The organism is Ochrobactrum teleogrylli, assembly GCF_006376685.1.
Lineage (GTDB): Bacteria > Pseudomonadota > Alphaproteobacteria > Rhizobiales > Rhizobiaceae > Brucella > Brucella teleogrylli.
This window is the reverse complement of sequence record NZ_VEWL01000020.1, coordinates 25,904-51,377: the sequence shown is the minus strand read 5'-3', so window position 1 is coordinate 51,377 and position 25,474 is coordinate 25,904. Positions and strand designations below refer to the sequence as shown.

The following is a 25,474-nucleotide window of genomic DNA, read 5'->3' as shown; positions in this document are numbered from 1 at the left end:
TCACCGGCGGAATTTCTTGAAACTGGCGGGGCGCTTCTGCCGATAGGCTGCAAGACCTTCTTCCAAATCATCCGAAGCGACAGCGACCGCTCCGGCCAGAGCCTCCACAATACGCTCGCTTTCCTCGCCTTCAGCGACATTGATCAGCATCTTGACGAGTTCCGTTGCGCGCGGTGACCGCTGCAGCAAGCGAGAGGCAGACGCCTCAGCAGCCATCAAGCCATTTCCCATCGCGACGACCTGATCCACCAAGCCAAGCGAAAGCGCCTCATCGGCAGAAAACACTTCACCAAAGAGCGCCATGCGACGAACCAGCCCGGAGCCGAAGCGCCGCGACACACGCTGGGTTCCCGACCAGCCGGGTATCACCCCGAGACCGGTTTCCGGCAGGCCTATTTTCACATGTGCTTCCGCGATGCGCATATCGGCGCAGGCCGCGAGTTCAAGTCCGCCGCCCAAAGCATGCCCGTTCAACACAGCGATGACCGGCACGCTCAGCCGCGCCAGCGCATCGAAAACGTCATGTCCATCACGCAACCAGCGGCGTGAAAAATTATCCGCATCAAGTTGGCTCCAAGCATCTATGTCGCCGCCCGCACAGAAGGATTTTTGCCCCTCTCCGGTGAGAATGACCACACCGGCATCGGACCGCTCGATCTTTCGGCAGGCGTCAAGCAGGGCATCCGCCATGCCGGCATCGATTGCGTTGAGTTTGTCCGCGCGCCGAATTGTCATGCGCGCAATATGGCCTTCTAAAAGAAGCTCGATACGTGCATCACTCATAGTGCAAGTTCCATCAGGCCAGGGCGAAACAGCGCTCCCTCCATCGTCTTCAAAGTCCTGGAAACACGCAATGGTGTAGCGGCCTGATCGAGAACATCGCGCTGAAGATCGATGCCGGGCGCAACTTCCGTCACAACGAGCCCGTCCTGTTCCAGACGGATCACGCAACGCTCGGTGACATAGGTCACATCCTGTTCCTGCATGCGGCCACGCTTGCCGGAAAAGCTGACCTGATCCACCTTACGAACAAACTTCGCAATTTTGCCTTCCCTGTCGATCACGAGGCGGCCGTCTTCGACGCGCATCTTTGCGCCCGCATTGAAGTTGCCGGAAAAAACGATTTTCTTTGCCCGAGTGGTGATGTCGACAAAACCGCCTGCGCCTGCGGTGCGATGTGGCGTTGCCGCCAGTCGGCTGACATTGACCGATCCGTCGGCATCGACTTCCAGAAATGACAGGAGCGAACAATCAAAAGCCCCTGCCTGAAAATAGCTAAACTGGTGCGGGGAAGCGACAAACGCCTCGGCATTGGAAGCACAACCGAACTTGAAATCAAGCAACGGCACACCACCTACCGCCCCTTGCTCGATAACCCAGGTGATTTTTCCGTGATGTCCTTCTTCAATCAGGATTCGCGGTACATTGGCTGAAATGCCGAAACCAATATTGACCGCCCAATCAGCCTTCAGTTCCTGTGCAACGCGGCGCGCGATGACTTTGCCCACATCGAGCTTTGGTATATCGAAACTATCAAGCGGACGGAAAAGCTCGCCCGAGATCGCCGGATCGTACTGCGTTGCCGTGGTTTGCAACTGATCGGGCGCCTCTACGATCACGTCGACCAGAATACCGGGCACCCGAACGTCATGCGGGCGGATTGTACCGCTTGCCGCGACACGCTTCACCTGTGCGATTACGATGCCTCCAGAATTTCGGGCGGCCAGCGCCATTTCCATGGCTCCAAGTGTCGCGCCTTCATGCTCGAAGGTGAGATTGCCCTTCTCATCGGCGGTCGTCGCGCGAATGATCGCTACATCGGGACGAATGGCCGGAAAATGCAGCCAGTCTTCTCCTTCAAAAGAAACCCGATTGACCAATGGTTTCGCGCGTGCGCTGGCGTTCATAGCGCAGCCTTCCTGATCGGGATCCACAAAAGTATCCATCCCGACCTTTGTCAGCACACCGGGCCGTTTGGCCGCGCCCTCACGCAACATATCAAAGACGATACCGGAAGGCACATTCCATGCGGCCAGCTTCTCTTGCACAATCATCTGCCAGATAAGCGGAGGCTCGGCATTGCTGGGCCCGGATGGGTATGAGCCGCCGATAATCTGGACAAGCATTTCGGGCTTCGCGATATGATCGACGCCGCGCGTGCCAAAGAAATCGCCGGCCGCAATCGGATGAACTGAAGTCAGGCCGCGCGGGTGCCCCTCATTGTCGAACCGCTCACCCAAAGCCTTCAAAACGGCATCAGGGCAACAAAGGCCGGAAGATGAGTTGACGGCTATGACTGCACCGTCCTTTATGAGCTTTACCGCGTCCTCCGCTGACTTCACCTTCCGCATCAAAACCTCCACATGCCTTTGCATTAAGTAACTAACTAGTTATACATTAATCACAAGCGGTGCGGGCACGCAAGCCGGTTCTCGCCGCGCAGCCTCAACACCAATCAGGGAGGACACATGAACATCTATTTTCAAAAGAGCTTTCAGCGCGGTTTTGGTACCTATCCGCTTAAGGGAGCGGAATTGCGAAATGCCATGGAAGCAGCGTTTGCCGCAGGCTACAGAGCCTTCGATACGGCGCAAATGTATGGCAATGAGACAGATACGGGCCACGCATTGGCGATGTGTGACATTGCCCGTGACGAACTGTGCATTACAACAAAGGTGCATCCCGAAAATTATTCGGAAGATAAGTTTATTCCCTCGGTCGAAGCCAGTCTGAAAGCCCTCAGGCTTGATCATGTCGATGTTCTGCTTTTGCATTGGCCCGACACAGGCGGTGAGATTGCTTCTTCCCTGCGCCTGCTGCAATCAGCACAGTTGCGGGGCCTTACCCGCTTCATCGGCGTATCAAATTATACCGCACGCATGATGCATGAGGCCAAAATGATCGTTGACGTGCCGCTCGTCACCAACCAAATTGAATTCCACCCTTTGCTGGACCAGAGAAAACTTCTTGCGGCCGCAGAGCAGACAGGCATTCCGCTATCCTCTTATGCATCAATCGCCCGAGGCGAGGTATTCAAGCACAATCTCTTTTCAGAGATTGGCGATAGCTATGGCAAATCGGCAGCGCAGATCGCGTTACGCTGGATATTACAAAAGGGCATACCGCTGAATACGATGTCGACACGGCCGGAAAATATAAAGGCCAATTTCAACATTATGGATTTTACTTTGTCGTCGATCGATATGAACAGGATCGATACCCTCAATGCCCTCGATTATCGTGTCGTCAAGTCAGGCCAACTGCCTTGGACGCCCGAATGGGACTGAAAAAAGAAGGCGGCCAATGGCCGCCTTCTTATGAATATATCGATTGGATCAGGCGTTGCCGCGGATCATGTCGGCAGCTTTTTCTGCAATCATTATGGTCGCGGCGTTGGTATTGGAGCCGACCAGACTTGGCATGATGGAACTGTCGCAGATACGAATGCCGTCAACGCCATGCACACGCAGTTGCGGATCAACGACAGACATTGCATCCGTTCCCATCTTGCAGGTGCAAGTGGGATGATAGGACGTGCGACCATACTGACGGGCATAAGCGATATAGTCCGCCTGCGTCCTCACATTCTTATCAGGAAAGCGCAGCACCTTGATGTATTTTTGCAGGGACGGCTGATTGAATATCTCTTGACTGATCTTCAAGCCCTCAACAGAAATTTTCAAATCTTCCGGGTCAGCGAGATAATTGGGATCGATGACCGGCAAGTCCCGCGGATCGGCGGAGCGCAAGGCAACCGTTCCACGTGACTTCGGTCGAAGCGTATATGAGTTGAGCGTTATGCCTGAAGCCCCTTTCGATACGCTTGGAACTCCAGCTTCCGCCCCTGCACCGGCAAGGAAATGGAACTGCAGGTCAGGACTGGCGCACTCTTTGTCGCCATACCAGAATGCACCACCTTCAACAACATTCGAGGTGATAGGACCTGAATTGAACAGGGAATACTGAATACCCGCCCACAACATCCAGTGGAGCTTGTTGTATTTATCAAGGCTGTCATGATTCTGAAGTTCAGCGACGATATCGACGCCAAAATGATCCTGCAGATTCTCACCAACGCCCGCGAGGTCCTCTATCACATCAATGCCATGGCTACGCAGGGCAGTGGCTGGCCCAATGCCTGACAGCATCATCAGTTTTGGTGTACCAATTGCACCGGACGTCACAAGCACTTCACTATCGGCACGCGCTGTCATTTGTTTGCCGTTGATCTCGTAATCGACCCCAACAGCGCGCCGGCCTTCAAAAACAATCCGCAGGACCAATGCGCCGGTGACCAGAGTCAGGTTTGGGCGTTTCAGGGCCGGCCGCAGATAGCCAACGGCTGCGGAACAGCGGCGGTTATTACGGATCGTCGTCTGATAAACGCCAGCCCCTTCCTGGGTTGGTCCGTTGAAGTCCGGGTTATAGGGAATACCGTATTCCTGGCAGCTCTGCACAAATGCACGCGTCATGCGTTGTGGATCAGGAAGGTTTGAAACTCCAAGAGGCCCATCGGTTCCATGCCAGCCACCCGACAGAATCGTGTTACCCTCCGAACGAAGGAAATACTTTTGTACATCCTTGAAACTCCATCCTTCAGCGCCTTCACTTTGCCAGCGATCGTAATCGCTCGGATGACCACGTGTAAAAACCTCGGCATTGATGGACGAGCCACCGCCAAGTACTTTAGCCTGCACATACGGAATCTCACGATTGTTCGCATGTCGTTGAGGGGTGGTTTTGAGCCCCCAAGTCAGGGGGCCCGTAGTCATTTTAGCAAAGCCAACCGGCATATGGATGAAAGGATGACTGTCCCGTCCGCCCGCTTCAATAAGACAGACACGTGCAGAAGGATTTTCCGAAAGACGCGCGGCAAGGACGCAGCCAGCACTCCCTCCCCCGACGATCACATAATCAAAACCTGTCGTCATCATGCTATCCAATGCGAGCGTTTGCCTATTTCGACGTGAACGGACTTGATTTGCGTATATTCCTCGACGCCGTGTATCCCGGCCTCGCGACCCCAACCAGACTGTTTGAAGCCTCCAAGCGGCATTTCCGGCCCGCCCGCCATGATCGTATTCACCCAGAACCGGCCGGCACGTACGCGTCGTGTTACCATAAGCGCCTTGTCGATATTCTTGGTCCAGACACTTGCCGCAAGACCGTAGACCGTATCATTGGCCATTCGGATGGCGTCTTCGAGTGTATCAAAATGCATGGAACAGAGTACGGGGCCGAAAATCTCATCCCGAGCAATCGCCATTTCTCGAGAAACGCCCGAGAAAAGCGTCGGTGCAATATATTGTCCGCGGCCAAGGTCAAGCGGCGATCCGCCACAAAGAAGCTTTGCACCCTCCGCTCCGCCTTTGGCTATATAGTCCAGAATCGTAGCGTTCTGCGCTTCAGTCGTTATTGCTCCAACCTGGGTATTTGGATCCAGCGGGTCACCAACGCGGATTTTGGCCATTTTCTCCACGAGCAACTTTTCAAAATCCGCAGCGATTGAACGCTCAACAATCAGGCGCGATGAAGAAACACAGCACTGTCCTGTATTGAAGCTAATTCCAAATGCTGCGGCATCCGCCGCGTCTTCCAGATCTGCATCGGCAAATACAACGATCGGATTCTTGCCGCCCAGTTCCAGACCAAGTTTCTTGAAATTGGAGTCAGCGGCGGCATGAACGCAAGAACGCCCCACAGCGGTTGAACCAGTGAAGGAGAGCATGTCAACATCCGGATGTTCAGCCATTGCCTGACCAATAATACGTCCAGAGCCGGTAATCACATTAAAGACACCTGCAGGCAGACCGGCTTCCGCCAGTACTTCGGCCAACAACAATGTGCTCGCCGACGTCACCTCCGATGGCTTGACGACCATAGTGCAGCCGGAGGCCAGAATAAACGGCACGCGCTCACACAAAATCAGGAACGGAAAATTCCAAGGTGTAATCAGGCCAACAACACCGATAGGCTCACGCAACACCATGCCGAAAAGATCGTCACCGAGTGAATTGAAACTATCGCCGTGCAGAAGCCGTGCCGCACCTGCGCCAACTTCAAAACAGGCAATGCAATTGTCGATTTCTCCACGAGCCTGCGAGATCGGCTTACCGTTTTCCAGCGTCTCCCAATAGGCAATCTCATCGCGTCGGCGACGCAGAATCTCCGCTGCCCTTAGAAGCACACCAGCGCGGGCCGCTCCTGACAGACCCGACCAGCGGCGATCCTCAAAGGCGCGCCGCGCCGCCCCTACAGCTTCGTTAAGATGCTCGGTGGAACACCGAACAGTTCGTGTGACAGGCGTTCCGTGACCCGGCGAAAGTCGCTCGAAGTAATCAGTGCCCTCCTTCCACTGACCATCGATAAAGATACCGAAAGTACGTGCTTGGCGCGGGGGTGAAAGGAATGCGTTATTGTGATCCATCGGATACCTCCACTTCGATTTTATCACGCCGCAATGGCGATCTGCGTCTTGAGATGTTGCGGTCGCTGACCAATGGTTTCGAAAGCCTCCTGGATATCCTCCAGGCTATAGCTTGCATTCGTGAAATTTTCCGTCTGAAAGCGCCCATGCGACAGCAAGGTCAGCGCATCGTGCATGTCCGCGCCCATGCCGGCCACAGAGCCTTTCAGACCGTTCTCCTCGAGTACTGTTCGAAGAATATTGACCGGTATCGCTTCGTCCGGTGCGGTAATGCCAAAGAACGCAATGTGCCCGCCCCGTCTGATCAGATCGAAGGCTTGCTCGTAGAGCTTGCGGCTGCCGACGCTTTCAATCACAAAGTCGGCACCGCGTCCGCCCGTCATTTGCAAAACCGTCCGGCGAACTTCAGCAGGATCGCTTACGGCGAAGTCCGCGCCTGCGGCAAGGGCCATTTGGCAGCGCTCCGGTGAAAGATCAACGACGATAATCGGAGCTGCGCCGACCAGCCGCATCATCTGCACATGAAGATTTCCAATTGGCCCGGCGCCGAGCACCACCACTGACTGGCCAAAACTCACGCCCGCTTTGCGCGCCGCGCGCACCACACAGGCAACCGGTTCGGTCAGCGCAAGGATGTCATCGGCAATATTGGCAAATACGGGGATGGCCAGTCGCGCAGGAACCGAAACATATTCCGCGAAAGCCCCGTTACGGCCAATGCCAAGCTGAATGACTTCCGCACAGTTAAGCACCTCGTTGCGGCGGCACCAGAAACAGGTTCCACAGCCTATATTGATATCAACGACGACGCGCGATCCAACCGAAAGATGCTTTACATTGGCACCGCACTCGGCAACCGTTCCACAAAATTCGTGACCTGGAACCAGCGGCAAACTATCGACAGCATAGTGACCGTTGAAAATATGAATATCGGTTCCACAAATTCCGGTTCGCGCCACGCGTATAAGCACGTCCTCCGGCCCTATGCGAGGCACATCGATCTCACGCACCTCAAAACGACGTGGAGTTGAAAGGAAAGCTGCCTTCATTTTCATGAGCTATCCTTCTCACTTTACCGTGCGCAGTTTGGCGCGATCGATCGTCAGGGCGATTGCCGCGATAAGCACGATGCCGAACAGCATTTGCTGCTTGGTCGCGTCGATTTCGAAATAGAGCATCGATGCGCGGATAACCGCAACGATCAGGGTTCCGACAACAGTGTTGATCACCCCGCCGACACCACCTGTAAGCGGCGTGCCTCCGACCAGCACAGCAACAATTGCGGGAAGCAAAAAGCCATTGGCGATGGTCGGCGCGCCACCGGAGAGCTTGACCGCAAAAAGGAGGCCTGCGACCGCAGCCAAGGCACCTGATATGGCGAAAGCCAGAACCTTGAAACGCTTGACATCAAGACCTGAAGCCGCAGCGGCTAGCTCTCCGGCTCCGACCGCCTTAAGCGCACGCCCAAGTGTGGTGCGGCGTTCAATAAATAGACAGATCGCCACCAATGCCCCCGCGATGAGCAATTCATGCGGCACACCAAAACTACGGCCGATCATCCAGCCGAAAGTTTCGTTACGCTGAATGGCGTCCATGTTGAGCGCTCGTTGACCGGAGAGCCATTGTGCGATTGAAAACGCAATGCCACCAACTGCGAGCGTCGAAATGAAAGACGGCACATAAAGCCTTGTCGTTACGAAGCCGGAAAGCGCGCCAAGAACAAAGCCCGACAAAATACAAAGCACGGCCACCCACGGCCCCAGGGATGCAAGGTAAACAGATGCGATGACCGTTACCATATTTGCCATCGATTGAGCCGAGAGATCGATGCCGCCAATGTAGATCGCAAAGGTAAGACCGAGTGCCATGATGAAAAGTGGCACAATATCACCCGCTATACTCAGAAGGTTTGACGGTCGCAAAAAGCCTGGATCGGCGAAACCCACAATCGCGACAAGCACAACCAGAGTAATCCAGGGCAAGTGTGGTTTAAGGCGCTGAATATCCATCTTATCCTCAGATCATATAATGCAGCAGATCAAACGGCGTCGGTTTGGAAGCCGGGTCGGCTGAAAAGCATTTCTGGATACGCCCATCCTTGAGAACGAGAATGGTATGCGACAATCCAATCGCTTCTTCCAGCGTATCTGCAACCAAAACGATCCCAACTCCTGCTGCGCTCATCTCACGGATCATGTCGTAGACGTCTTCCTTGGCGCCGATGTCGAGACCTCGGGTGGGATGATCGAGGAGCATGATGTCAGAACCGCCGGAACGCCATTTGGCCAGCACAACCTTTTGTTGATTGCCGCCTGACAGATTGCCACAATCGGCGAACTCGGAATGAGCTTTGATCGACAGCTTGTCGATCCAGCCACGGGCAAGGGCCCGTTCCTCCGCGACCCGCAGAACGCCACCGCTTGAATGGTTCTTCATTTGTGAAAGGGTCATGTTCTCATAGACATTCATGCCTGACACAATGCCCTCAATCTTGCGCTCGCGCGGCACATAGCCAACGCCATTGGCAACCGACTGGCGCGGAGAATAAGCATTCGCCTCCTGCCCTTTGATCCGCAAGCATCCGATTGACGGCGTCAACATGCCATAGATTGTCCGAAGGATTGCCTCGCGGCCCGACCCTTCCGTGCCGACCAGACAAAGCACTTCGCCGGCATGAAGCTTGAACGAAATATCGCGGACCCGGCCAGGCAGGCCGACATTCTCCATCTCGACAAGCACATTTGCAGCGTCAAAAGGCTTCTGGAGATGTTCCCGATAATATTGTTTGTCGACGTTGCGCCCCACCATCTTATGCTGGATTTCTTCGGCGCTCGCGCCGCCGCGATCAACAACATCCACGATCTGGCCATCTTTCATGACGTAGATGCGATCAGAAAGTTCCATCACCTCATCCATGCGGTGAGAGACGAATATAAAGGACGCACGCGTTGTCAGTTCTCGTACCAGTTTGAAAAGCAGCCCCACCTCTTCCTTTGACAAAACCGAGGTGGGTTCGTCGAGCAAAATGACAAGATCGCCAGCGACACGTTCTTCCAGTGTCAGTACCTTCGCCAATTCCACCAACTGACGCTGAACAAATGACAGTTTCGACGTGACAAGTGTCGGATCGATATCAAGCTTTACCTTGGCAAGTTGTTGGCTCGCCGCTTTTGCCATTGCCTTCCAGTTGACGACGCCAAAACGCACAAACTGGCGTTCGTAACCAAGGAAGATATTTTCCATCACAGTGAGGTTCGGGATGAGCGACTGCTCCTGGAACACCATCCCGATACCCTTTTCCATCGCCTGGCGCGGATTAGCAAAGCGAACGGGGGTTCCATTGATGAGCACCTGTCCTCCGTCCGGTTGATAGGCGCCATAAATGACTTTCATCAAAGTAGATTTACCGGCGCCGTTTTCGCCGACCAATCCGACGATCTCGCCGCGCTTGATGTGAAAATTGATACCCTTCAGGGCATGAACGCCTGGGAATTTCTTGTCGAGGGATTTGAGCTCATACATAGTGCACACCTCACTTGACGAAGGAGACCATCTTGCGGTCGGTCGACAACACAACCGCCACAATAACAAGGAGACCGAGCACGCCGTCCTGAATGAAATCGGGAAGGCCAATAACGACCAGTCCGTTGTCTATCACATTGACGATCAACACGCCCACGAGCGCATTCCACACGCCCCCGATTCCGCCCCAGAGAGCCACACCACCGACCACAACGGAAGTGATGGACACGAACATGAAGTTTGCACCTGTTACCGATTCCGCCTGGCCTATACGCGCCACAACCAGTATGGCGGCGATGGCATAGAAAATACCCGCAAGCGCAAAGCCCACAATACGGACGCGCTTGACGTTAAGACCCGATGCGTGAGCAAGATCCTCACCGCCACCGACCGCATAAAAATTGCGCCCAAGCGTGGTGTGCGTCTGAATGAACCAGGCCACGAGGAAGAAAAAAGCCGCAATGTAAACCATCAATGGAAATCCCAGCCAGCGAACGGTCAGCAAGCTCCGAAAAGCGCTATCGCTAACTCTGACGATATCTCCGCCTGTGAGCAGGATCGCAGCCCCTGTTCCAACGAACCCCATGGCAAGGCTTGCCATAAAAGACGGTATCTTTAGCTTAACATGCACAAGTCCGTTCAATAGGCCTATGAAACCGCCAAGCATCAATATTATCGGAAGGGCAATCCATCCGAGACCTGTCGAGGATCCGCCGAAATAAGCGAAGACAAAGGCAAACGAGACCGCTGTCAGTGAAATCGCCCCTTCCATGGAGAGATCGATCGACCCCATTATGATTATGAAAGTCACACCCACAGCCACCATGAGTGCCGGAGCCGATGCAATGGCAATGCGTGCGAAATTCCTGACCGAGAAAAATGTGGGATTGAGCGCAGTGAAAAGAATGATAAGGGCTATCAGCACCAAAAGCGGTGCCCACTTGATCAAGGTTTCGCGCGATAGATGACGTGCCACGTCGGACTACCTCTTCCTATGAAGTCTGAACTGGGAAAAATGGCGACGGCACTCCGGCCGCCGCCAATCGGCAAAGATCAGTATTTGATCTGACCGTTCGTAGGCCCCCAGAAATCTTTCCAGTCATATGCGGGAACCGCATCCAGATACTTAGCCTTGAACTCGGCCGCATCTTTTTGGGTGATGAGGATCGTCGGCCCATAGAACTCGCGATGTTCTTTTGGCTCCTCCGAAGGCTTGAAGGCTCCAATCGCGGCATGATAGGCGAGCGCAGCGCTGATGCCGCCGCCCCAATGGGGGTTGGTAAATACCGTAGCGAGAAGCTGGCCTTCCATCACCATTTGCACGGCTTCCGGATTGCCGTCAAAGGCCACGATCGGCATATTTTCGATGCCTTCGGCGCGCAGGGCTTCAATAACGCCGTAAGCGATATTGTCAGCTGCGCAGTGCACACCCTTGATCTTGTCTCCGTATCGAGTCAGGAAGGAAGACATCAATGCTGCACCCTTCTGGGTATCCCAGTCAGCAGGCTGTGCATCGAGCAATTCGATGTTCGGGAAATCTTTCAGGGCATTTTTTAAGCCGTTAAGGCGTTCAACAGCCGGATTATTGGCAGCGATACCCCCAAGATGCACCACCCCGCCCTCGCCGCCCATGGCTTCGAAAAGGATGCGCGCGGTCTCCTCGGCCGGCTTCTCATCCGACCACGTCATATGGGAGACGTAGTTATCGCCGAAGTCCCAGGGATGCAGATCGTCGGTTTTGTTCCATATCGTGGAAATAAAACCGCCAGCGGCCTGGACTGCTTCAACCACGGGACGCGCATTGGGGCTATCATTGGGATCGCAGGCTATCGCGCAATTGCCATTGCTCTTGGCGAGAAACGCCTTGATGTCTGCCAGCGACTTTTCAGTCGAGCCCTCGTTGATCAGACTGACTAGCGCCGTTTTTGGCCTTCCAAGCGATTCCACGAAGGCTTCGCCGCCCGAAACGACCGAATTCCAATATGCTGATGCGCGGTCGCGATAGCTCCACGCAATCGCGGGATCGCTCAATGCAGCCAGCGCCCCACCACGCCCGAAAACTCCTGGTATGGCAACAGTGCCCATTCCGGCTGCAGCGGCGAAAAGAAAATTCCGACGGTTAAGCGTCTCACGCTCAATAAAATCTTTTATGAAGCTTGACATATGTTCCTCCCGAATTCCGTCTGAAAACGTATCCCGGGCTGCGACTGGCTCGACATTGGCGAGTTCGTTCGTCCGCTATCCGTGATCGGCGCCACTCCTATAACGCACTAACTGGTTACTGCATTATTGCACTTCTCGTCAAGTGGCTTACAATGAACTTGCGCGTGTCGTGTTAACGGTTCGATTTTGACGACACGCGATTCGTACGTGTATGAGTAAATTGCACACACCAACCCCAGCGGAGGACAGGCCTTGAGCGTGACAAGCGAGCAGCAAGAAAAATCAGGCCAAAAACCACGTATCCGCGATGCCGAGGCTACAAAGCTGCGCATTCTGGAAGCTGCAAAAAAAGAATTTGCAAAGAACGGTTTGGGCGGCGCCCGCGTGGACGATATTGCTGAAAAGGCCAAATCCAACAAGCGGATGATTTATCACTACTACGGAAGCAAGGAAGATCTCTTCCGCATTGTGTTAGAGAACGTTTATCTTGAAATTCGCGCTGCGGAGCAAAAATTAAATCTCAAGGACCTTGATCCAAAAGCCGCGCTCGAAAGGCTCGTGCGCTTTACGTGGGAGTATTATCTCAAGAATCCCGAATTCCTCACGCTCGTAAACAGCGAAAATCTGCATCGAGCCAAACATCTCAAGAAATCCGAAATCGTTCGGGCTTCCAGTCGCAAGCTTGTCAGTATGGTCGCGGAACTATTGGAGCGAGGAGTAAGGGACGGTGTTTTTCGTGAAGGCATCGACCCTGTGCAACTGAATATTACGATTGCCGCGGTTAGCTATTACTATCTGACAAACCGGTTTACAGGTTCAATAATTTTTGAGCGCGATTTAATGGCAAAATCTGCTCTTGAGGATCGGATCCTATTCAACGTAGAAACAATTATGCTTCTTGTCTGCAAGAAATTTTAGCATATTTATTCTTAACAGTATATTCATTATATTTTTAAAATTTCATAATAGAATGAATATTAAATAGCGATTGTCCGATTATTTCAACGCATCAGAAGGATTACTCGAACCCGACCGATTTTTTGCCAGCCTTTAAGTCGAGAAATATTTACGTGTCGCTCGGTGCATTCTCTGGGTTAAATTTTTAGCCATTCGTCTACAACGAAGTGTTCTATGCTGACTCCGCCGTTAGCCGATGTGCGGCTTGTCAGTCAAGAATCTGGGCCAAGCTTCTCAACCGCAACAATCGAGTTCCCTAAACGCCTTGAAGGGAAATGAACCCGCGACCTGAGCTTTAGGTCTTTCTAAGCTATTGTTAGCGCTAAGCAATGAGCGGAAGGTGCTAATCAGTCCGACGCAGCCTCCGAAAATTGCAGACATTGCAATAAAGTCTGAAGCAATAAATCACCACGTCATTCCGCAAGTTGGCCAGTTGGTATCGCCCACTCCCTGTTCACAACATCAATCAGGATAATTTTCTCCTGCTTGCTTTTGCAATCAATATTGCTGACGATGTTACCGGATACCCATCCGGGAGAACTCTTGGGAGGAAAGACATGCAGCATTACGCACTGAAATCGCTTTCCCTTGCCACTGTCATCGCCATTGCAAGTCATCTACCTCTGGCTCAAGCGGCATCGCCAGCCCCGGCGGAAGGCCAGAATGGCATGGTGGTTACGGCCCAGCATCTTGCCTCGCAAGTCGGTATCGATGTGCTGAAGAACGGCGGCAACGCCGTCGATGCGGCAGTCGCGGTCGGCTATGCGCTGGCGGTTGTCTATCCGACTGCCGGTAATCTCGGCGGGGGTGGATTCATGACGATCCGCTTCAAGGACGGCAAGAGCACCTTTCTGGATTTTCGCGAGCGCGCGCCGCTCGCCGCCACTGAGACCATGTATCTGGACAAGGATGGCAAGCCGGTCGAGGGCGCCAGTACTGAAACCTATCTCGCCATCGGCGTGCCAGGCACGGTGGCTGGCCTCGAGGAGGCACGCGTAAAATATGGCACCCGCAAGCGCGAGGAGCTGATTGATCCAGCACTAAAACTCGCCAAGGACGGCTTTACGCTGGAGCTGGGCGATATTCTCTCCTTTGCCGACGGCAATGAAAGACTGGCGAAAGACCCGGCAGCGGCGAGAATCTTCCTGAAAGACGGAAAACCGCTTTCCTTGGGTGAAAAGCTTGTCCAGCCAGATTTAGCAAAGTCGCTTTCGGCCATTTCGGAAAAAGGTCCGGCAGCCTTCTATCAGGGCGAAATCGCCGATCTGATCGTCAAGTCGAGCGAGGAAAAAGGCGGTATTCTCGCCAAGGCCGATTTCGAGCAATACAAGGTTCGAGAGCTAGAACCGGTCAAGTGCAGCTATCGCGGCTATGACATAGTCTCATCGCCGCCGCCTTCTTCAGGCGGACTGATCATCTGTGAAATCCTGAACGTGCTGGAGGGTTATCCGATTTCCTATCTCGGCTATGGCTCGGCGGAAACCACGCGTTTGATGGTGGAAGCGATGCGCCATGCCTATGTGGACCGCAACACGGCATTGGGCGACCCTGATTTCATCGATAATCCAATCGAGAAACTCACCAGCAAGGCCTATGCCGCTGAAATTCGCAGCCGTATCGATCCTTATCGCGCCGGTGTCAGCGAGTCGCTGAAACCGGCCGAATTCAAGGAGTCCAACGAAACCACGCATTATTCCATCGTGGACAAGGACGGCAATGCCGTCGCCGTGACCTACACGCTGAACGGTTCGTTCGGCACGGCCAAGGTGGCCGAAGGCACCGGCATTCTGCTCAACAACGAGATGGACGACTTTACCATCAAGCCGGGCGTGGCCAATCTCTATGGTCTCATACAAGGCGAAGCCAACGCCATCGAACCGCGCAAGTCACCGCTGTCCTCGATGAGCCCGACCATTGTATCGAAGGATGGCAAACCGTTCATGGTTATTGGCAGTCCCGGCGGTTCGCGCATTATCACGATCACGCTGGAGGCGATCATGAATGTCATCGACCATGGCATGGATATTCAGGAAGCTATCGATGCGCCCCGCATTCATCACCAGTGGCTGCCTGATCGGGTCTATATGGAAGCGAACGCGCTTTCGCCCGATACGATCCGGCTGCTGACCGGCATGGGCTATACGGTCGGCGAGGACCATAACTGGCCGGTCTGGGGCGAGGCGGCAGGCATTCTCGTAGGCGGCAAGAACATGGCGGCCACGGAAAAGGGTGGCGACAACCGCTATTATGGCGCAATCGATAGTCGAGCCGTCGCTGGTGCAGCCATAGGATACTAGGCGGCGTGGACGCATTTGAGCCAGTATCTTGCGGTAGCAATATGAACCATGCTGATGAAGCTCTCGGCGAGTTGGTCGTATCGAGTAGCAATGGCGCGGTTGATTTTCAGTCTGCCAAACATCCGTTCGATTAGGTTGCGCTGTTTATACAGCGTGCGATCATATTCAATCTTCACGCGGCGGTTTGCTCTGCCAGGAATGACGGGCTTGATATTGCGGCTGGCAAGATCATCACGAATGGCATCCGCATCATATCCCTTGTCAGCAAGAAGCGCCTGTGGCGCTTGCTCGGGTAAGCTGATCAGAGTGTCGTAAGCCTTGCAATCTGCGGCTTCGCCAACCGTCAGATGGAAGGCAAGCGGTCTTCCTCTGGCATCAGCCAGACAGTGAAGTTTACTGGTGAACCCGCCCCGCGAGCGGCCAAGAGCGCGTCGATGAATCCCCCTTTATGGATGGCCCGCCCCTCCTGCCGGCACCAGTGTATGATGCCAGTGTTCAAGAGAGGAAGGAGCGAACCATGCAAATAATGATCCTTGGTATTGACCTGGGCAAGAATAGCTGCAGCCTTGTTGGGCTGGACGAAAGCGGAATGGTTGTTGTTCGAAAGCGGCTGCGACGTGATGGAGTTATCGGTTTTGCTGCCAAACTGTCGCCATGTGCTATCGCGATGGAAGCTTGCTGTGGTGCCCATCATATGGGACGGTCACTGGCGGCTCTGGGGCACGAGGTTAGACTCATGTCGCCGGAATATGTGCGGCCTTACGTCAAGGCTCAGAAAAACGATGACCGTGATGCAGAGGCGATCGCCGAAGCCGCAACTCGCCCCACCATGCGTTTTGTCGAACTCAAAAGTGAGGGAACAACTCGACGTTCAGACGCTCCACCGCGTGCGCGACCGCCTTGTCGGTGAACGCACTTCGCTGACCAACCAGATCAGAAGCTTACTTTTGGAGCGCGGGCATGTCGTCGCACAGGGACATGCTCGACTACGATTCTTGCTCAGCGAGTTGCTGGATACCGATACGGTCGCACTGAGCCCGCGCATGGTGTTTTTGCTGGGTGACATGCGCACACGCTGGGAGGAGCTTGATCGGCGTATCGCAGCCTTTGATGCCGAGTTCGCAGCGATGGCCCGAGCCGATGTGCGGGCTCGGCGTTTAACAGAAATTCCCGGGATTGGGGCGCTGAACGCCACAGCATTGGTCGCTGCCGTCGGTGACGCAGCGACCTTCGCCAAGGGACGCGACCTCGCAGCTTGGTTGGGCCTCGTGCCTCGTCAAGCCACCACCGGTGGAAGACCAAAGCTCTTGGGCATTACGAAACGCGGCAGCAGATACTTGCGTAAGATGCTAATCCAGGGCCCGCGATCCGCCATGCCCACGTTAGCAAATAGCGACACTGCAATCGGGGCGTGGCTGCGAGGACTTCTTGCGCGTAGTCATTCCAATGTCGCTGTCGTCGCATTAGCGGCAAAGATGGCGCGAACCGTGTGGGCCTTGCTCCACCACGCGCGAAGCTACAAGAGCATGCCGGTGCCGGTGCAAGCATAAGACATATAGAAATGCGCACATGGCGAAAACGCGCCGGGTACGATGAACTGCGAGTGGTAAAAGGAAGATGGCCTGACAGTCTATCGGTGTCCCGAAAACCTCCGGCGTAAAATGGCCTTCGAGGCCGGCCCCTTTATGAGGATCAGGACGCGCGGATCTCCATCTTGGCAGTGGCCAGCGCGCCAACATGCCGGATACGTTTGTGCAGACTGTTCACACCATCACCCAATTGTCCCTTGCAACGGGGCGGGCCATACGTTTCCGCCCGCTGCCGAAATATGGGCCCGAACTGTGGTGCTATCGATGCTGTAGTGGCCGCTGTTAGCCATGATCTCAGCGAGCGTGATAGAAACAGCCTCCCACCCCGGCTTCGCTCCAGCGCCGAAAGCGTCGATAGATCGTATTCCAATTGCCGTATTTGGGTGGAACATCCCGCCACGGCGTACCGCAACGAAGTCTCCAAAGTATGTCGTTGATGATTGCTCGATTTTGCTCCAGACGACGCGCCCGTCCCCGATTGACGGCTTCTATCGGAAGCAAATCCTTCAAAACACGCCATTCGGATTCGCTCAGCTCGCCTCGGCTCACCGGATCACCGCCATCACGGCGAAGGCGAGCATGACGAGGGAGACATGACGATGCCAGCCATGCCATGACCGGGTTTTGTTGTGATCAAGGCCAAGCTCGTTCTTGGCGGTCTCGAAGCTGTCTTCGATTGCCCAGCGATGGCCTTCAACGGAAACAAGCGTCTGGATGTCCGTCCCGGCCGGGCACCATGTGGTGAAGAATGCAAGCTCACCGTCGCTGATATTGCGCCGGATCAGCAGGCCACGGGTCCAAAGCCCGGAAGCTGTCTCATTATATTCGTCAGCATCAAGATCGGCGAGTTCACAATAGGCCCAGTCATGAAGTCGTGGGCCTTTCGTGCCTTCGCCAGCGGACAGACGCTGCCATGCATCTGAAGCCAAATCACAAGCGATCTTCTGCGCGGTGCCAGCAACCTGAGGCTTGCCAGCCCAGGATCCGAAGTGATGATCGGATTTTACACCAAGAACATAGCCTTTACAGGCACGGCGCAGACAACCTTCAATTTCCCCGACGCCATACACCGCATCGCCAGCCACCCATGAAAATGGCACGTCAGCTGCCAGTGCACGCTGTATCATATCGATAGCCAGCCCTGGTTTGGTAGTGAAGGCTACATTCTCAGGAACATGGGTTGCTGCAAGCCTTGACGGATCGCCGGTCCAGCTCTTCGGCAAGTACAGGGCCCGATCGATAAAGGCATGACCGCGAACGGACACATAGGCGGCGAATACACCGATCTGGCAGTTCGTTATCTTGCCAGCCGAACCTGTATACTGACGGGCAACACCACTTGATGTCTTGCCCTGCTTGAGGAAGCCTGTTTCGTCGATGACCAGGACCGCATCATCCGTGGCGAGGTTTTCTACGACATACTCTCGTACGATGTTGCGCAGCTCATCTGCATCCCAGCGCCCGCGTCCCAGAATGGCTTGTTGCCGCCACGGACCGGGATCACCGGCCGCCTCAGCACGCATCCAACCAGTCTTCCGCCGCTCGTCACCCAGCAAACCGTCCAGGAAAAGGTTCGCAGAGGCTGCAACGCGCTCCTGCGTAAACAGTCCGCGCATACGAGCCTTCACGTCGCGCAACGATGATGCCCAAAGCTCAAGCGTCGTCTCGATTGATGCACCCGACATCCATGACCTCCGATGCATGGAGACCCATAGATTCAGACATTGAATAAATATGCAACTGTAATGCTAGCTCGTCAGCGCTCACGCAGTTGAAATTAATTATGTTTTTTCTTCTGTTGCCGCTGCTTGTGCGTGCATCTTGCGCATGATCTCGTGACTTGCCGCAGCCGTCTCACTGCCCCCCTCCACGTGAACTTTCGGATAAGCAATCTTAATGCCATTTTCTTCGAAAGCCTGTTTGATCATCATGTTGGCCCGGCGCTTTATGCCGAACTGTGTCCCAGGTTTGGTCATCAGTTTCGTTCGCAGGATGATTGAATACTCGCCGAAGCTATCGATACCTTGCATCTTCAACGGCTCGATCGTATCGGCTGCGAACTCGGGATCTTCCGCCAATTCCTGACCGATCTTCTTGATCAGCTTGCGGGCCAGTTCAACGTCAGAGTCGTGGGTAACCCCGATTGTCATCTTTTCGATCACCCAATCGCGGCTCATGTTCTGAATAGCGCCAAGCTGGCCGAACGGCACAGTGAAGACCGGACCGCGATGGTGCCGCAGTCTTATAGAGCGCAGACTGAAGGATTCCACCGTTCCCTTGTACGAACCGCTCTGGATATACTCTCCGACACGGAACGCGTCATCGAGCATATAGAAAACCCCGCTCAAGACGTCTTTGACAAGCGTTTGCGCGCCAAAGCCTATGGCAACGCCGAAGATGCCGGCTCCTGCGATCAATGGCAGAATTTGTACGCCCATACCCGATAAAATTGTCAACACGGCCACGACGGCAATGAATGCGGCAAGCGCATTGCGAAATATCGGTAGCAATGTGCGCAGCCGGCCCGAACGCGCTATCGCTGCGACGCTGCTATCGGCTGGATCGACCGGCCTTAACTGAAAGTCGATCAACGCCTTCGACAACTGCCAAAGCAAGTCGGCCACGACCAGGATGATGATGGCGTTGAAAAGGCCGTTGACCAAGCGTTCGCCGAGTCCGTTTCCAGACAATGCCGCGGCGCTGAATTTCCACAAATAGGCCAGCCAGACGACTGCTGCTCCAATGACCAACGCTCTTGCCCCTCTGGAGACGATGACATCGAATATCACGCCGACGGCGCCCGCTGGCTTATCATTACCAGCAAATGCCTGTGCCAAGCGACCTACACCGCGCAGAACGGGCGGTAGCACGAGTGCATAGATGCCGACCCACAGGAGACCCAGCATTCCACCGACCCAGATCAACCAGAGGGCGATCAAAAAGAGGGTAAGCAGCATAGCCTTCAAAGGCGATGGGCGTGGGCCTGGACGACGCCAAACCACCTCAATCGCGACAGGCAGCAGTCCAAGGCCAAGCAGAAATGACCCTATCTGTGCAACTTCTGGCGAAAAGCCGACTGCGCGCATGATGCTGATGATTGCCCAGCCGAACAAGAAAATTCCCGCCATAACGGCAATGCGCCGGCTCCAGAAGCGCGCCGTCGGTTGCTGTTCGGCAAGCGTGGCATTTCCCATTTCATCAGATGACTGATCAGGCGACGCTGAAGACTGAATAGCAAGGAGGAGAGAGGCCGGCGTGCAGATGCACCGAACGAAGCGGAAGGCGATAACAGATACGAGGAGGGTCAATACAACCCTCCGTAACAATGGTGGCCATTCTAATATCAGGAATGACCCGATACTGGCCAACGAAAAGGTCAACAACGCAGCTAGATCGGTCAAGATTGCTTGTGGAACAAAATTCCGCCCGTAAAATAATGCGTCCTTCGGCAACCATCGCCGAACCAGCCATTCAGCACCAAAACCCATGGCCATCAGCGCGGCCAGAATGAGGACGACCATGCCTGGTCTGCCGTTATTAACGTCACGGGCGATTACATCTGAAGCGTCCGCCAGCTCATGGGGTATGCGAGGCACAGCAGCAATAAGCCCGGCGATACGGTTGCGAACTGCTGTTTCCCAACTTGCAAAGGTGTCCGAAAGCGCCGGTGCAGTTTTGGGCGGCGGAGCGGCTTTGCTTTCCAGCCACGCCTTAACATCTGGCTCATTGAGCACTTCGAGTAGCTGTCTTACTTTCTCAGGCGGCATCGCCGAGGGAACGTCCTGTGCCCAACCGGAACTCTGCAAAATGGACAACACCGCCAATGTGGCCAACGCTAACGCACAATTTCGCAGGGCCAACACAGTTCCCATGTCAGTTCTCCGGGCCGGGAACGTCAACATCCCGCCATATATAGTCGACGCATAAGCCTTGAGGGAAACGGCCGTAAGGCTGATAACTGCGGCACGAGAAATCATGGTGCGTCAACCCAACCTCCCATCTTGCATGTTCAAAGCCATCAAAGAAAAAGCCTGAACCATTCATACGGCGACAGTTTTTAGCAGACTGAAGTAACGACAAAGAAAGTGCTATGGCTATTCATTTGTGCAAAGCGTTCAGCCTACATCCCGGTCACATAATAATGTATTTCCGATTTTTTTATAGCTAATATCTCTGCTACATGGACGCGCCGAATGGCCTTCCGTCTCCCCGCTTCATCCGTGGCGTGCATCGCCCTGACCGGCGATCGATAAAAACCTGGAAGCCATTTCTACCGCCCTGTCAGCCTCGTGCTACCATAGCACGCTAGAGTTAGCTCTGCATTCTTCACAGTCTTTAATGGGCGCCAACTACAACAATAAAGTCCTACTATACGACGCCTTGAATTTAGAGTATATTATCAGCGCTATTGAATAACTTGGTTACGTTGGCATTCTCGAGCAGAAGAGTTGGCGGATCAAAGCGCTCCTTATTGTCATCATCTTTGATGAGGCGCTTGGCATGAGCCGACCATGGGGAGCTGGATCAGCATGGATCAAGGATCGGGCGCCGTGCATAAAGCGGCGGTTGGGCATTTACCTGCGTTTATTACTCCACCTGGACAGACCGATGTACTCCTGAACGTCGTGATCGTCTTTCTTGTTTGCGTGGTGTTTTTAACCGGTATTCTATACTTAAGGCTCCACGCGCTGCCGGAACATATCGCGCATCGGACACATAAGGTTCAAATGCAGTTGGTTGCGGTTCTGGGGCTGATCTCGCTCTTCACCCACAACCAGATTTTTTGGATCGCAGCATTATTGATTGCGATGACAGAGCTACCGGATTTTCTTTCTCCAATTACCTCGATGGCCAGATCTTTGCGTATTCTCACCCGACAGGGAGTTAACGCTATAGCGATAGCGGCAACTCAGACGAGTGCGTCTCCCCCATCGGGCATGGGGCCGTCGACGGGTGCCGCACCCGCCATGACGGACACTGCCAATACCGCACAAATCATCAATAATGCAGCCAGTGAAACCGAAGAGAAAAAGCAGGAGCAACAATAATGTTGGAGTTTTTGCTTTGCTCATTGGTCACTATATTCCCGGACTATCTGTTCCGTCGGTATCGTCAAGGGAAGCGGATAGGGCGAGAGATAACAATTTACTCCGTTTGGTTTGAACTGAGATGGGGGATCACCGCCTGCATAATCCTTACAGTCTCCTTGATTACTATGATCTTTTACTTTCACCCCTCTACGTCTAATGCCACAGCAGCATTCCGGACGGTAACTATCCTTCCTGAAATAGGTGGACGTGTAGATCAGGTTTATGTAACCCGAAATCAGACGGTCAAGGCTGGAGAGCCGCTGTTCAAACTGGATAACAGTGAGCAGAAGGCGGCACTTGAAACAGCGCAAAAGCGTATCGCCGAGCTGGATGCTGAGATGCTCGTCGCCAAAAGTGATCTCGTCGCAGCTGACGCGCGCATCAAGCAGGCAGAGGCGGCATTCCTACAAGCGAAGAATGACGTAAACACGCAAGCCGAACTGCAACGTCGCAACGTTGCTGCCCGAAACGAGGTTGAAAGGCTGCAGTCAATTGCTGATGGTAAAGCCAGCGAGCTTGCCGCGGCGGCGGCCGCCAAACAGACGCTCGAAACAAAACTCGCTACGTTGCTTCCCGCACAGAAAGCGAGTGCGGTTGCATCAGCTGAACAAGCGAACGTCGAGCTTAATAAAACTATCGTTAAGGCGGGTGTAAGTGGAACTGTTCAGCAATTTACACTCCGGGTCGGCGAAGTCGTTAACCCGCTCCTTCGACCAGCCGGGGTGCTCGTTCCAGAAACCGCGGGTCGGATTGGCCTCGTTGCTGGTTTTGGACAGATAGAAGCACAAGTCATGAAGCCTGGCATGATTGCGGAAGCAACCTGTATAGGTAAACCATTTACCATCATCCCAATGGTTGTAACCGAGGTGCAGGATGTGATTGCAGGTGGACAGGTCCGGGCAAGTGACCAACTCGTTGATGTAAAACAGCTTTCAACTCCCGGAACGATCACTGTTACGCTCGAACCCCTTTACGGAGGCCAATTGGCAGACATACCCCCTGGGAGCAGCTGCATTGCCAACGCTTACACCAGCAATCACGAGGAGTTGCATTCGGGAAAGGCTGGTACCTTTCGATCAATATTCTTACATGCCGTTGACGCAACCGCACTGGTCCACGCTATGATCTTGCGAATTCAGGCGGTTATGTTGCCAGTACGCACTCTTGTTCTGTCTGGCCATTAACACGTTCGCGTGCAGCTAAGAATTTAGACGAGCGCAACAGCTCACAGACAAAACGGGGACCTGATTGCCAGTCAACGTACTATCTGACCGCTAAACGGTAACACGAGGTACCAGTTAAATCAGGCTCCCGATTCAGGTTCAGACAGCATATTGTTGTTTCGTTGCTGAACCCGTTCGTTTATCAGTTCGAAGCACTAACTTTTTCAAGAAACCTCAGAACTTGTGGCCAGACATCCACCCTCGCCTTGGCGATGAATTCCGGCAAGCCACCATATAGATAAGGAAGTGGCGAACGTTTTTCATAGGATTCAAGGACAGTTGCCGGAGCATGGGGTGGACCAATCGTATGACCCACATTTTCATAACTTAGATGCTGCACGTCATGGGCGAAACCTGCCCGCTTTAACCGCTCCACCACCCAGTCGGCAAAGAAGGCCGATGGCCACATGACATTATCCCCCCCGGAGATCAGTAAGATCGGCCCGTTGATGTTTTCAACCGGAATGGCGGCTTCAGTATAATATGGCTCGGATGCCGCCATCCGTAAAAACTCGATATGCGACACAGGATGACCACTTCGCAGATCGACATCACGCGGCCCTTTTTGCCGCTTTGCCGGAGGCACGAAAGGCAAAGGCTTACCGTGCAATGTCCAGGTCGAGCGTTCGCGTAAAGCATCGTTGCTACTAAAAGCGGGATGTACATGTGCCGCAGGAACCCAAGCGATAACCGCAGCAAACTCTTCCCAATAAGCGCCCAATAGCAAGGCCAGTTCGCCCCCGCGTGACGTGCCATCGATGATGACGCGCTTTTCGTCCACATGTGGCTGAGATGGGCGTAGTGGTTTCGATGCCGCAATTCGTCAAGGCATTCAGAGAACACGCATCGAGGACACGAAGGTGATTGTCGTGAGCCGGATCGTCCGCAAGATCATTCAGGATCTCGATTATGTCGGCGCGGGGTGGCCGATCATAGTCGCAATCTTCTATGACTGACCCGAGCAACTCCCGGCGCAACACACGAACGTATCCCGTCGTAGCTATATTGATCAAATTTGCTGAAAGTGAGCCAGAAGATCCGGGTCCCGCAGAGCTTCAATGTCCCTGACGCCGAGCATAGCCATCACCCTTGCAAGCTCTTCTCCGAGCATTTGCAACACTCGGGCAACTCCTGCCTCGCCGCCTGCCGCAAGGCCGTATAAGGCGGCGCGGCCTACCAATACGCCGTCCGCACCCCTTATGAGCGCTTTGGCAATATCGGCACCACGTCTGATGCCGCTGTCGAGCCACACGGGCGCGCCCTTTGCGGCTACCATAACCTCACTCAACGCGTCGAGACTGGCTGCGGCTCCGTCCAGTTGTCGACCCCCGTGGTTGGAAACCACGATACCATTCGCACCAGCATCCAGCAGCATGCGAGCATCATCTCCGCGCAAAACCCCCTTGATCCAAAGTTCGCCTTGCCAGTTCGCGCGAAGCCAATCGAACCAGGAGCGGTCGAGACGATCTTCGATTTCGTTTCGCGACCATGCAGTTGCAGAGGCCAGATCGCGCTTGCCTTCAGGCAAGAACGCAGCAAGATTCCCGAAAGTTGGTAACCCCGGCAGATACACACTAAAAAGCCATTCAAGATGTCGGACGGCCTCAATCTTGCGGCTCAGCCTTGGCGTGCCGTCTGCTGTGTAGGAACGCCGGTCCCATTCCCGATTTCCAAAGATGCTGGCGTCGAGTGTCACGACGAGCCGTTGAATTCCAGCCGCTTCACAACGCTCCAAAAGCTGCTCCATAAACGGACGAGAGCGGAAGATATAAATCTGCATCCAGTGCAGCGAACCAAGGATGGGCGACAGTTCCTCCAAAGCGGCGTTCGATACCGTGCTCTGGCACATCGGAACGCCCGCACTTCTGGCAGCACGCGCCAACGCCAGATCGCCCTTTTGTGCAAACAAACCGGCAAAGCCGGTGGGGGCGATAGCGATAGGAAGAAGCGCCTCTCCCGCTGTCAGGTCGGGCGTGGACTGCCCCCTTAACACGCGAGGCCGAAATATCTCTGATCTGAATACATCGCGATTGCGTGAAAGCGTGATTTCATCCTCTGCACCGCCCTCAAGATACTCAGCGACCAGCGCCGGAAGCCGCTTCAGCGCGGCAGCCCGCATCTCGTCGACTGAAAGGATGCGTTTCATGTCGCGTCCCGTATAAAAACGACGCATCATCCTGCTCCATTATCCAATACTATCGCCTCG

Annotated in this window: 18 protein-coding genes and 3 pseudogenes; 6 read left to right on the top strand and 15 right to left on the bottom strand. The window is 54.3% G+C overall.

Going from position 1 to position 25,474, the window contains the following annotated elements:
* Both FIC94_RS21040 and FIC94_RS21035 read right to left on the bottom strand, forming a co-directional pair.
* The gene (locus FIC94_RS21040) at positions 1-783 is read right to left on the bottom strand and encodes an enoyl-CoA hydratase/isomerase family protein (protein WP_140026300.1); all 783 of its coding nucleotides are present in this window, start codon (positions 781-783) and stop codon (positions 1-3) included.
* The gene (locus tag FIC94_RS21035) at positions 780-2,351 is read right to left on the bottom strand and encodes an acyl CoA:acetate/3-ketoacid CoA transferase (RefSeq protein WP_140026298.1); all 1,572 of its coding nucleotides are present in this window, start codon (positions 2,349-2,351) and stop codon (positions 780-782) included. The genes FIC94_RS21040 and FIC94_RS21035 overlap by 4 nt, the downstream gene beginning before the upstream one ends.
* Positions 2,352-2,468: 117 nt before the next feature.
* Between FIC94_RS21035 and FIC94_RS21030 the strand changes: the two genes are divergently transcribed.
* On the top strand, positions 2,469-3,287 hold the full coding sequence (locus FIC94_RS21030; protein WP_140026296.1) for an aldo/keto reductase: 819 nt from the start codon (positions 2,469-2,471) through the stop codon (positions 3,285-3,287).
* A gap of 48 nt (positions 3,288-3,335) precedes the next feature.
* On the opposite strand, the gene FIC94_RS21025 is transcribed toward FIC94_RS21030, so the two are convergent.
* The 7 genes from FIC94_RS21025 to FIC94_RS20995 form a co-directional block, all read right to left on the bottom strand.
* Positions 3,336-4,931, bottom strand: coding sequence for a GMC family oxidoreductase (locus tag FIC94_RS21025; protein WP_078341256.1), 1,596 nt, complete (start codon positions 4,929-4,931; stop codon positions 3,336-3,338).
* Complete coding sequence (locus FIC94_RS21020; protein ID WP_140026311.1) at positions 4,931-6,427, bottom strand: aldehyde dehydrogenase family protein; 1,497 nt, start codon at positions 6,425-6,427, stop codon at positions 4,931-4,933. The genes FIC94_RS21025 and FIC94_RS21020 overlap by 1 nt, the downstream gene beginning before the upstream one ends.
* A gap of 23 nt (positions 6,428-6,450) precedes the next feature.
* Positions 6,451-7,482, bottom strand: coding sequence for a zinc-dependent alcohol dehydrogenase (locus tag FIC94_RS21015; protein ID WP_235892082.1), 1,032 nt, complete (start codon positions 7,480-7,482; stop codon positions 6,451-6,453).
* Positions 7,483-7,494: 12 nt separating this feature from the next.
* Complete coding sequence (locus tag FIC94_RS21010) at positions 7,495-8,436, bottom strand: ABC transporter permease (protein WP_140026294.1); 942 nt, start codon at positions 8,434-8,436, stop codon at positions 7,495-7,497.
* A 7-nt stretch (positions 8,437-8,443) separates the two neighbouring features.
* Positions 8,444-9,949 (bottom strand): sugar ABC transporter ATP-binding protein, encoded by a 1,506-nt coding sequence (locus FIC94_RS21005; protein ID WP_140026309.1) that lies wholly within the window; start codon positions 9,947-9,949, stop codon positions 8,444-8,446.
* A gap of 10 nt (positions 9,950-9,959) precedes the next feature.
* The gene (locus FIC94_RS21000) at positions 9,960-10,925 is read right to left on the bottom strand and encodes an ABC transporter permease (protein WP_109366362.1); all 966 of its coding nucleotides are present in this window, start codon (positions 10,923-10,925) and stop codon (positions 9,960-9,962) included.
* Between the two features lie 77 nt (positions 10,926-11,002).
* Complete coding sequence (locus FIC94_RS20995) at positions 11,003-12,112, bottom strand: sugar ABC transporter substrate-binding protein (protein ID WP_140026293.1); 1,110 nt, start codon at positions 12,110-12,112, stop codon at positions 11,003-11,005.
* Between the two features lie 252 nt (positions 12,113-12,364).
* Here FIC94_RS20995 and FIC94_RS20990 point away from each other — a divergent pair, with 252 nt between their 5' ends.
* The gene (locus FIC94_RS20990; RefSeq protein ID WP_109366364.1) at positions 12,365-13,030 is read left to right on the top strand and encodes a TetR/AcrR family transcriptional regulator; all 666 of its coding nucleotides are present in this window, start codon (positions 12,365-12,367) and stop codon (positions 13,028-13,030) included.
* 596 nt (positions 13,031-13,626) lie between these two features.
* Positions 13,627-15,366, top strand: a complete 1,740-nt coding sequence (ggt, locus tag FIC94_RS20985; RefSeq protein WP_140026292.1) for a gamma-glutamyltransferase — start codon at positions 13,627-13,629, stop codon at positions 15,364-15,366.
* Here the strand turns inward: ggt and FIC94_RS20980 are convergent.
* Positions 15,363-15,809 (bottom strand): annotated as a pseudogene (locus FIC94_RS20980) (IS5 family transposase); the annotation flags it as partial. The gene ggt and the pseudogene FIC94_RS20980 sit on opposite strands and share 4 nt — an antisense overlap.
* Before the next feature lie 74 nt (positions 15,810-15,883).
* Here FIC94_RS20980 and FIC94_RS20975 point away from each other — a divergent pair.
* Positions 15,884-16,916: pseudogene (locus tag FIC94_RS20975) on the top strand (IS110 family RNA-guided transposase).
* A gap of 260 nt (positions 16,917-17,176) precedes the next feature.
* On the opposite strand, the pseudogene FIC94_RS20970 reads toward FIC94_RS20975, so the two are convergent.
* From FIC94_RS20970 to FIC94_RS20960, 3 genes and pseudogenes are all read right to left on the bottom strand, one after another.
* Positions 17,177-17,504, bottom strand: a pseudogene (locus tag FIC94_RS20970) (transposase); the annotation flags it as partial.
* A complete protein-coding gene (locus FIC94_RS20965; RefSeq protein ID WP_371830938.1) occupies positions 17,501-18,658 on the bottom strand; it encodes an IS701 family transposase in 1,158 nt (385 codons plus the stop codon). The pseudogene FIC94_RS20970 and the gene FIC94_RS20965, both read right to left, overlap by 4 nt.
* Before the next feature lie 78 nt (positions 18,659-18,736).
* Positions 18,737-20,827 (bottom strand): mechanosensitive ion channel family protein, encoded by a 2,091-nt coding sequence (locus tag FIC94_RS20960; protein ID WP_140026289.1) that lies wholly within the window; start codon positions 20,825-20,827, stop codon positions 18,737-18,739.
* 657 nt (positions 20,828-21,484) lie between these two features.
* Between FIC94_RS20960 and FIC94_RS20955 the strand changes: the two genes are divergently transcribed.
* Together FIC94_RS20955 and FIC94_RS20950 are read left to right on the top strand one after the other, a co-directional pair.
* Positions 21,485-22,003, top strand: a complete 519-nt coding sequence (locus FIC94_RS20955; RefSeq protein ID WP_235892080.1) for a hypothetical protein — start codon at positions 21,485-21,487, stop codon at positions 22,001-22,003.
* Complete coding sequence (locus tag FIC94_RS20950; RefSeq protein WP_140026288.1) at positions 22,003-23,229, top strand: HlyD family secretion protein; 1,227 nt, start codon at positions 22,003-22,005, stop codon at positions 23,227-23,229. Before FIC94_RS20955 ends, FIC94_RS20950 begins: the two co-directional genes overlap by 1 nt.
* 181 nt (positions 23,230-23,410) lie before the next feature.
* Here the strand turns inward: FIC94_RS20950 and FIC94_RS20945 are convergent, their stop codons facing one another.
* Positions 23,411-24,049 carry an acyl-CoA thioester hydrolase/BAAT C-terminal domain-containing protein gene (locus FIC94_RS20945; protein ID WP_180918091.1) on the bottom strand — a complete coding sequence of 213 codons (639 nt, stop codon included), beginning with the start codon at positions 24,047-24,049 and terminating at the stop codon, positions 23,411-23,413.
* 228 nt (positions 24,050-24,277) lie between these two features.
* Positions 24,278-25,414 (bottom strand): alpha-hydroxy acid oxidase, encoded by a 1,137-nt coding sequence (locus FIC94_RS20940; protein ID WP_180918089.1) that lies wholly within the window; start codon positions 25,412-25,414, stop codon positions 24,278-24,280.
* Between the last annotated feature and the right edge of the window lie 60 nt (positions 25,415-25,474).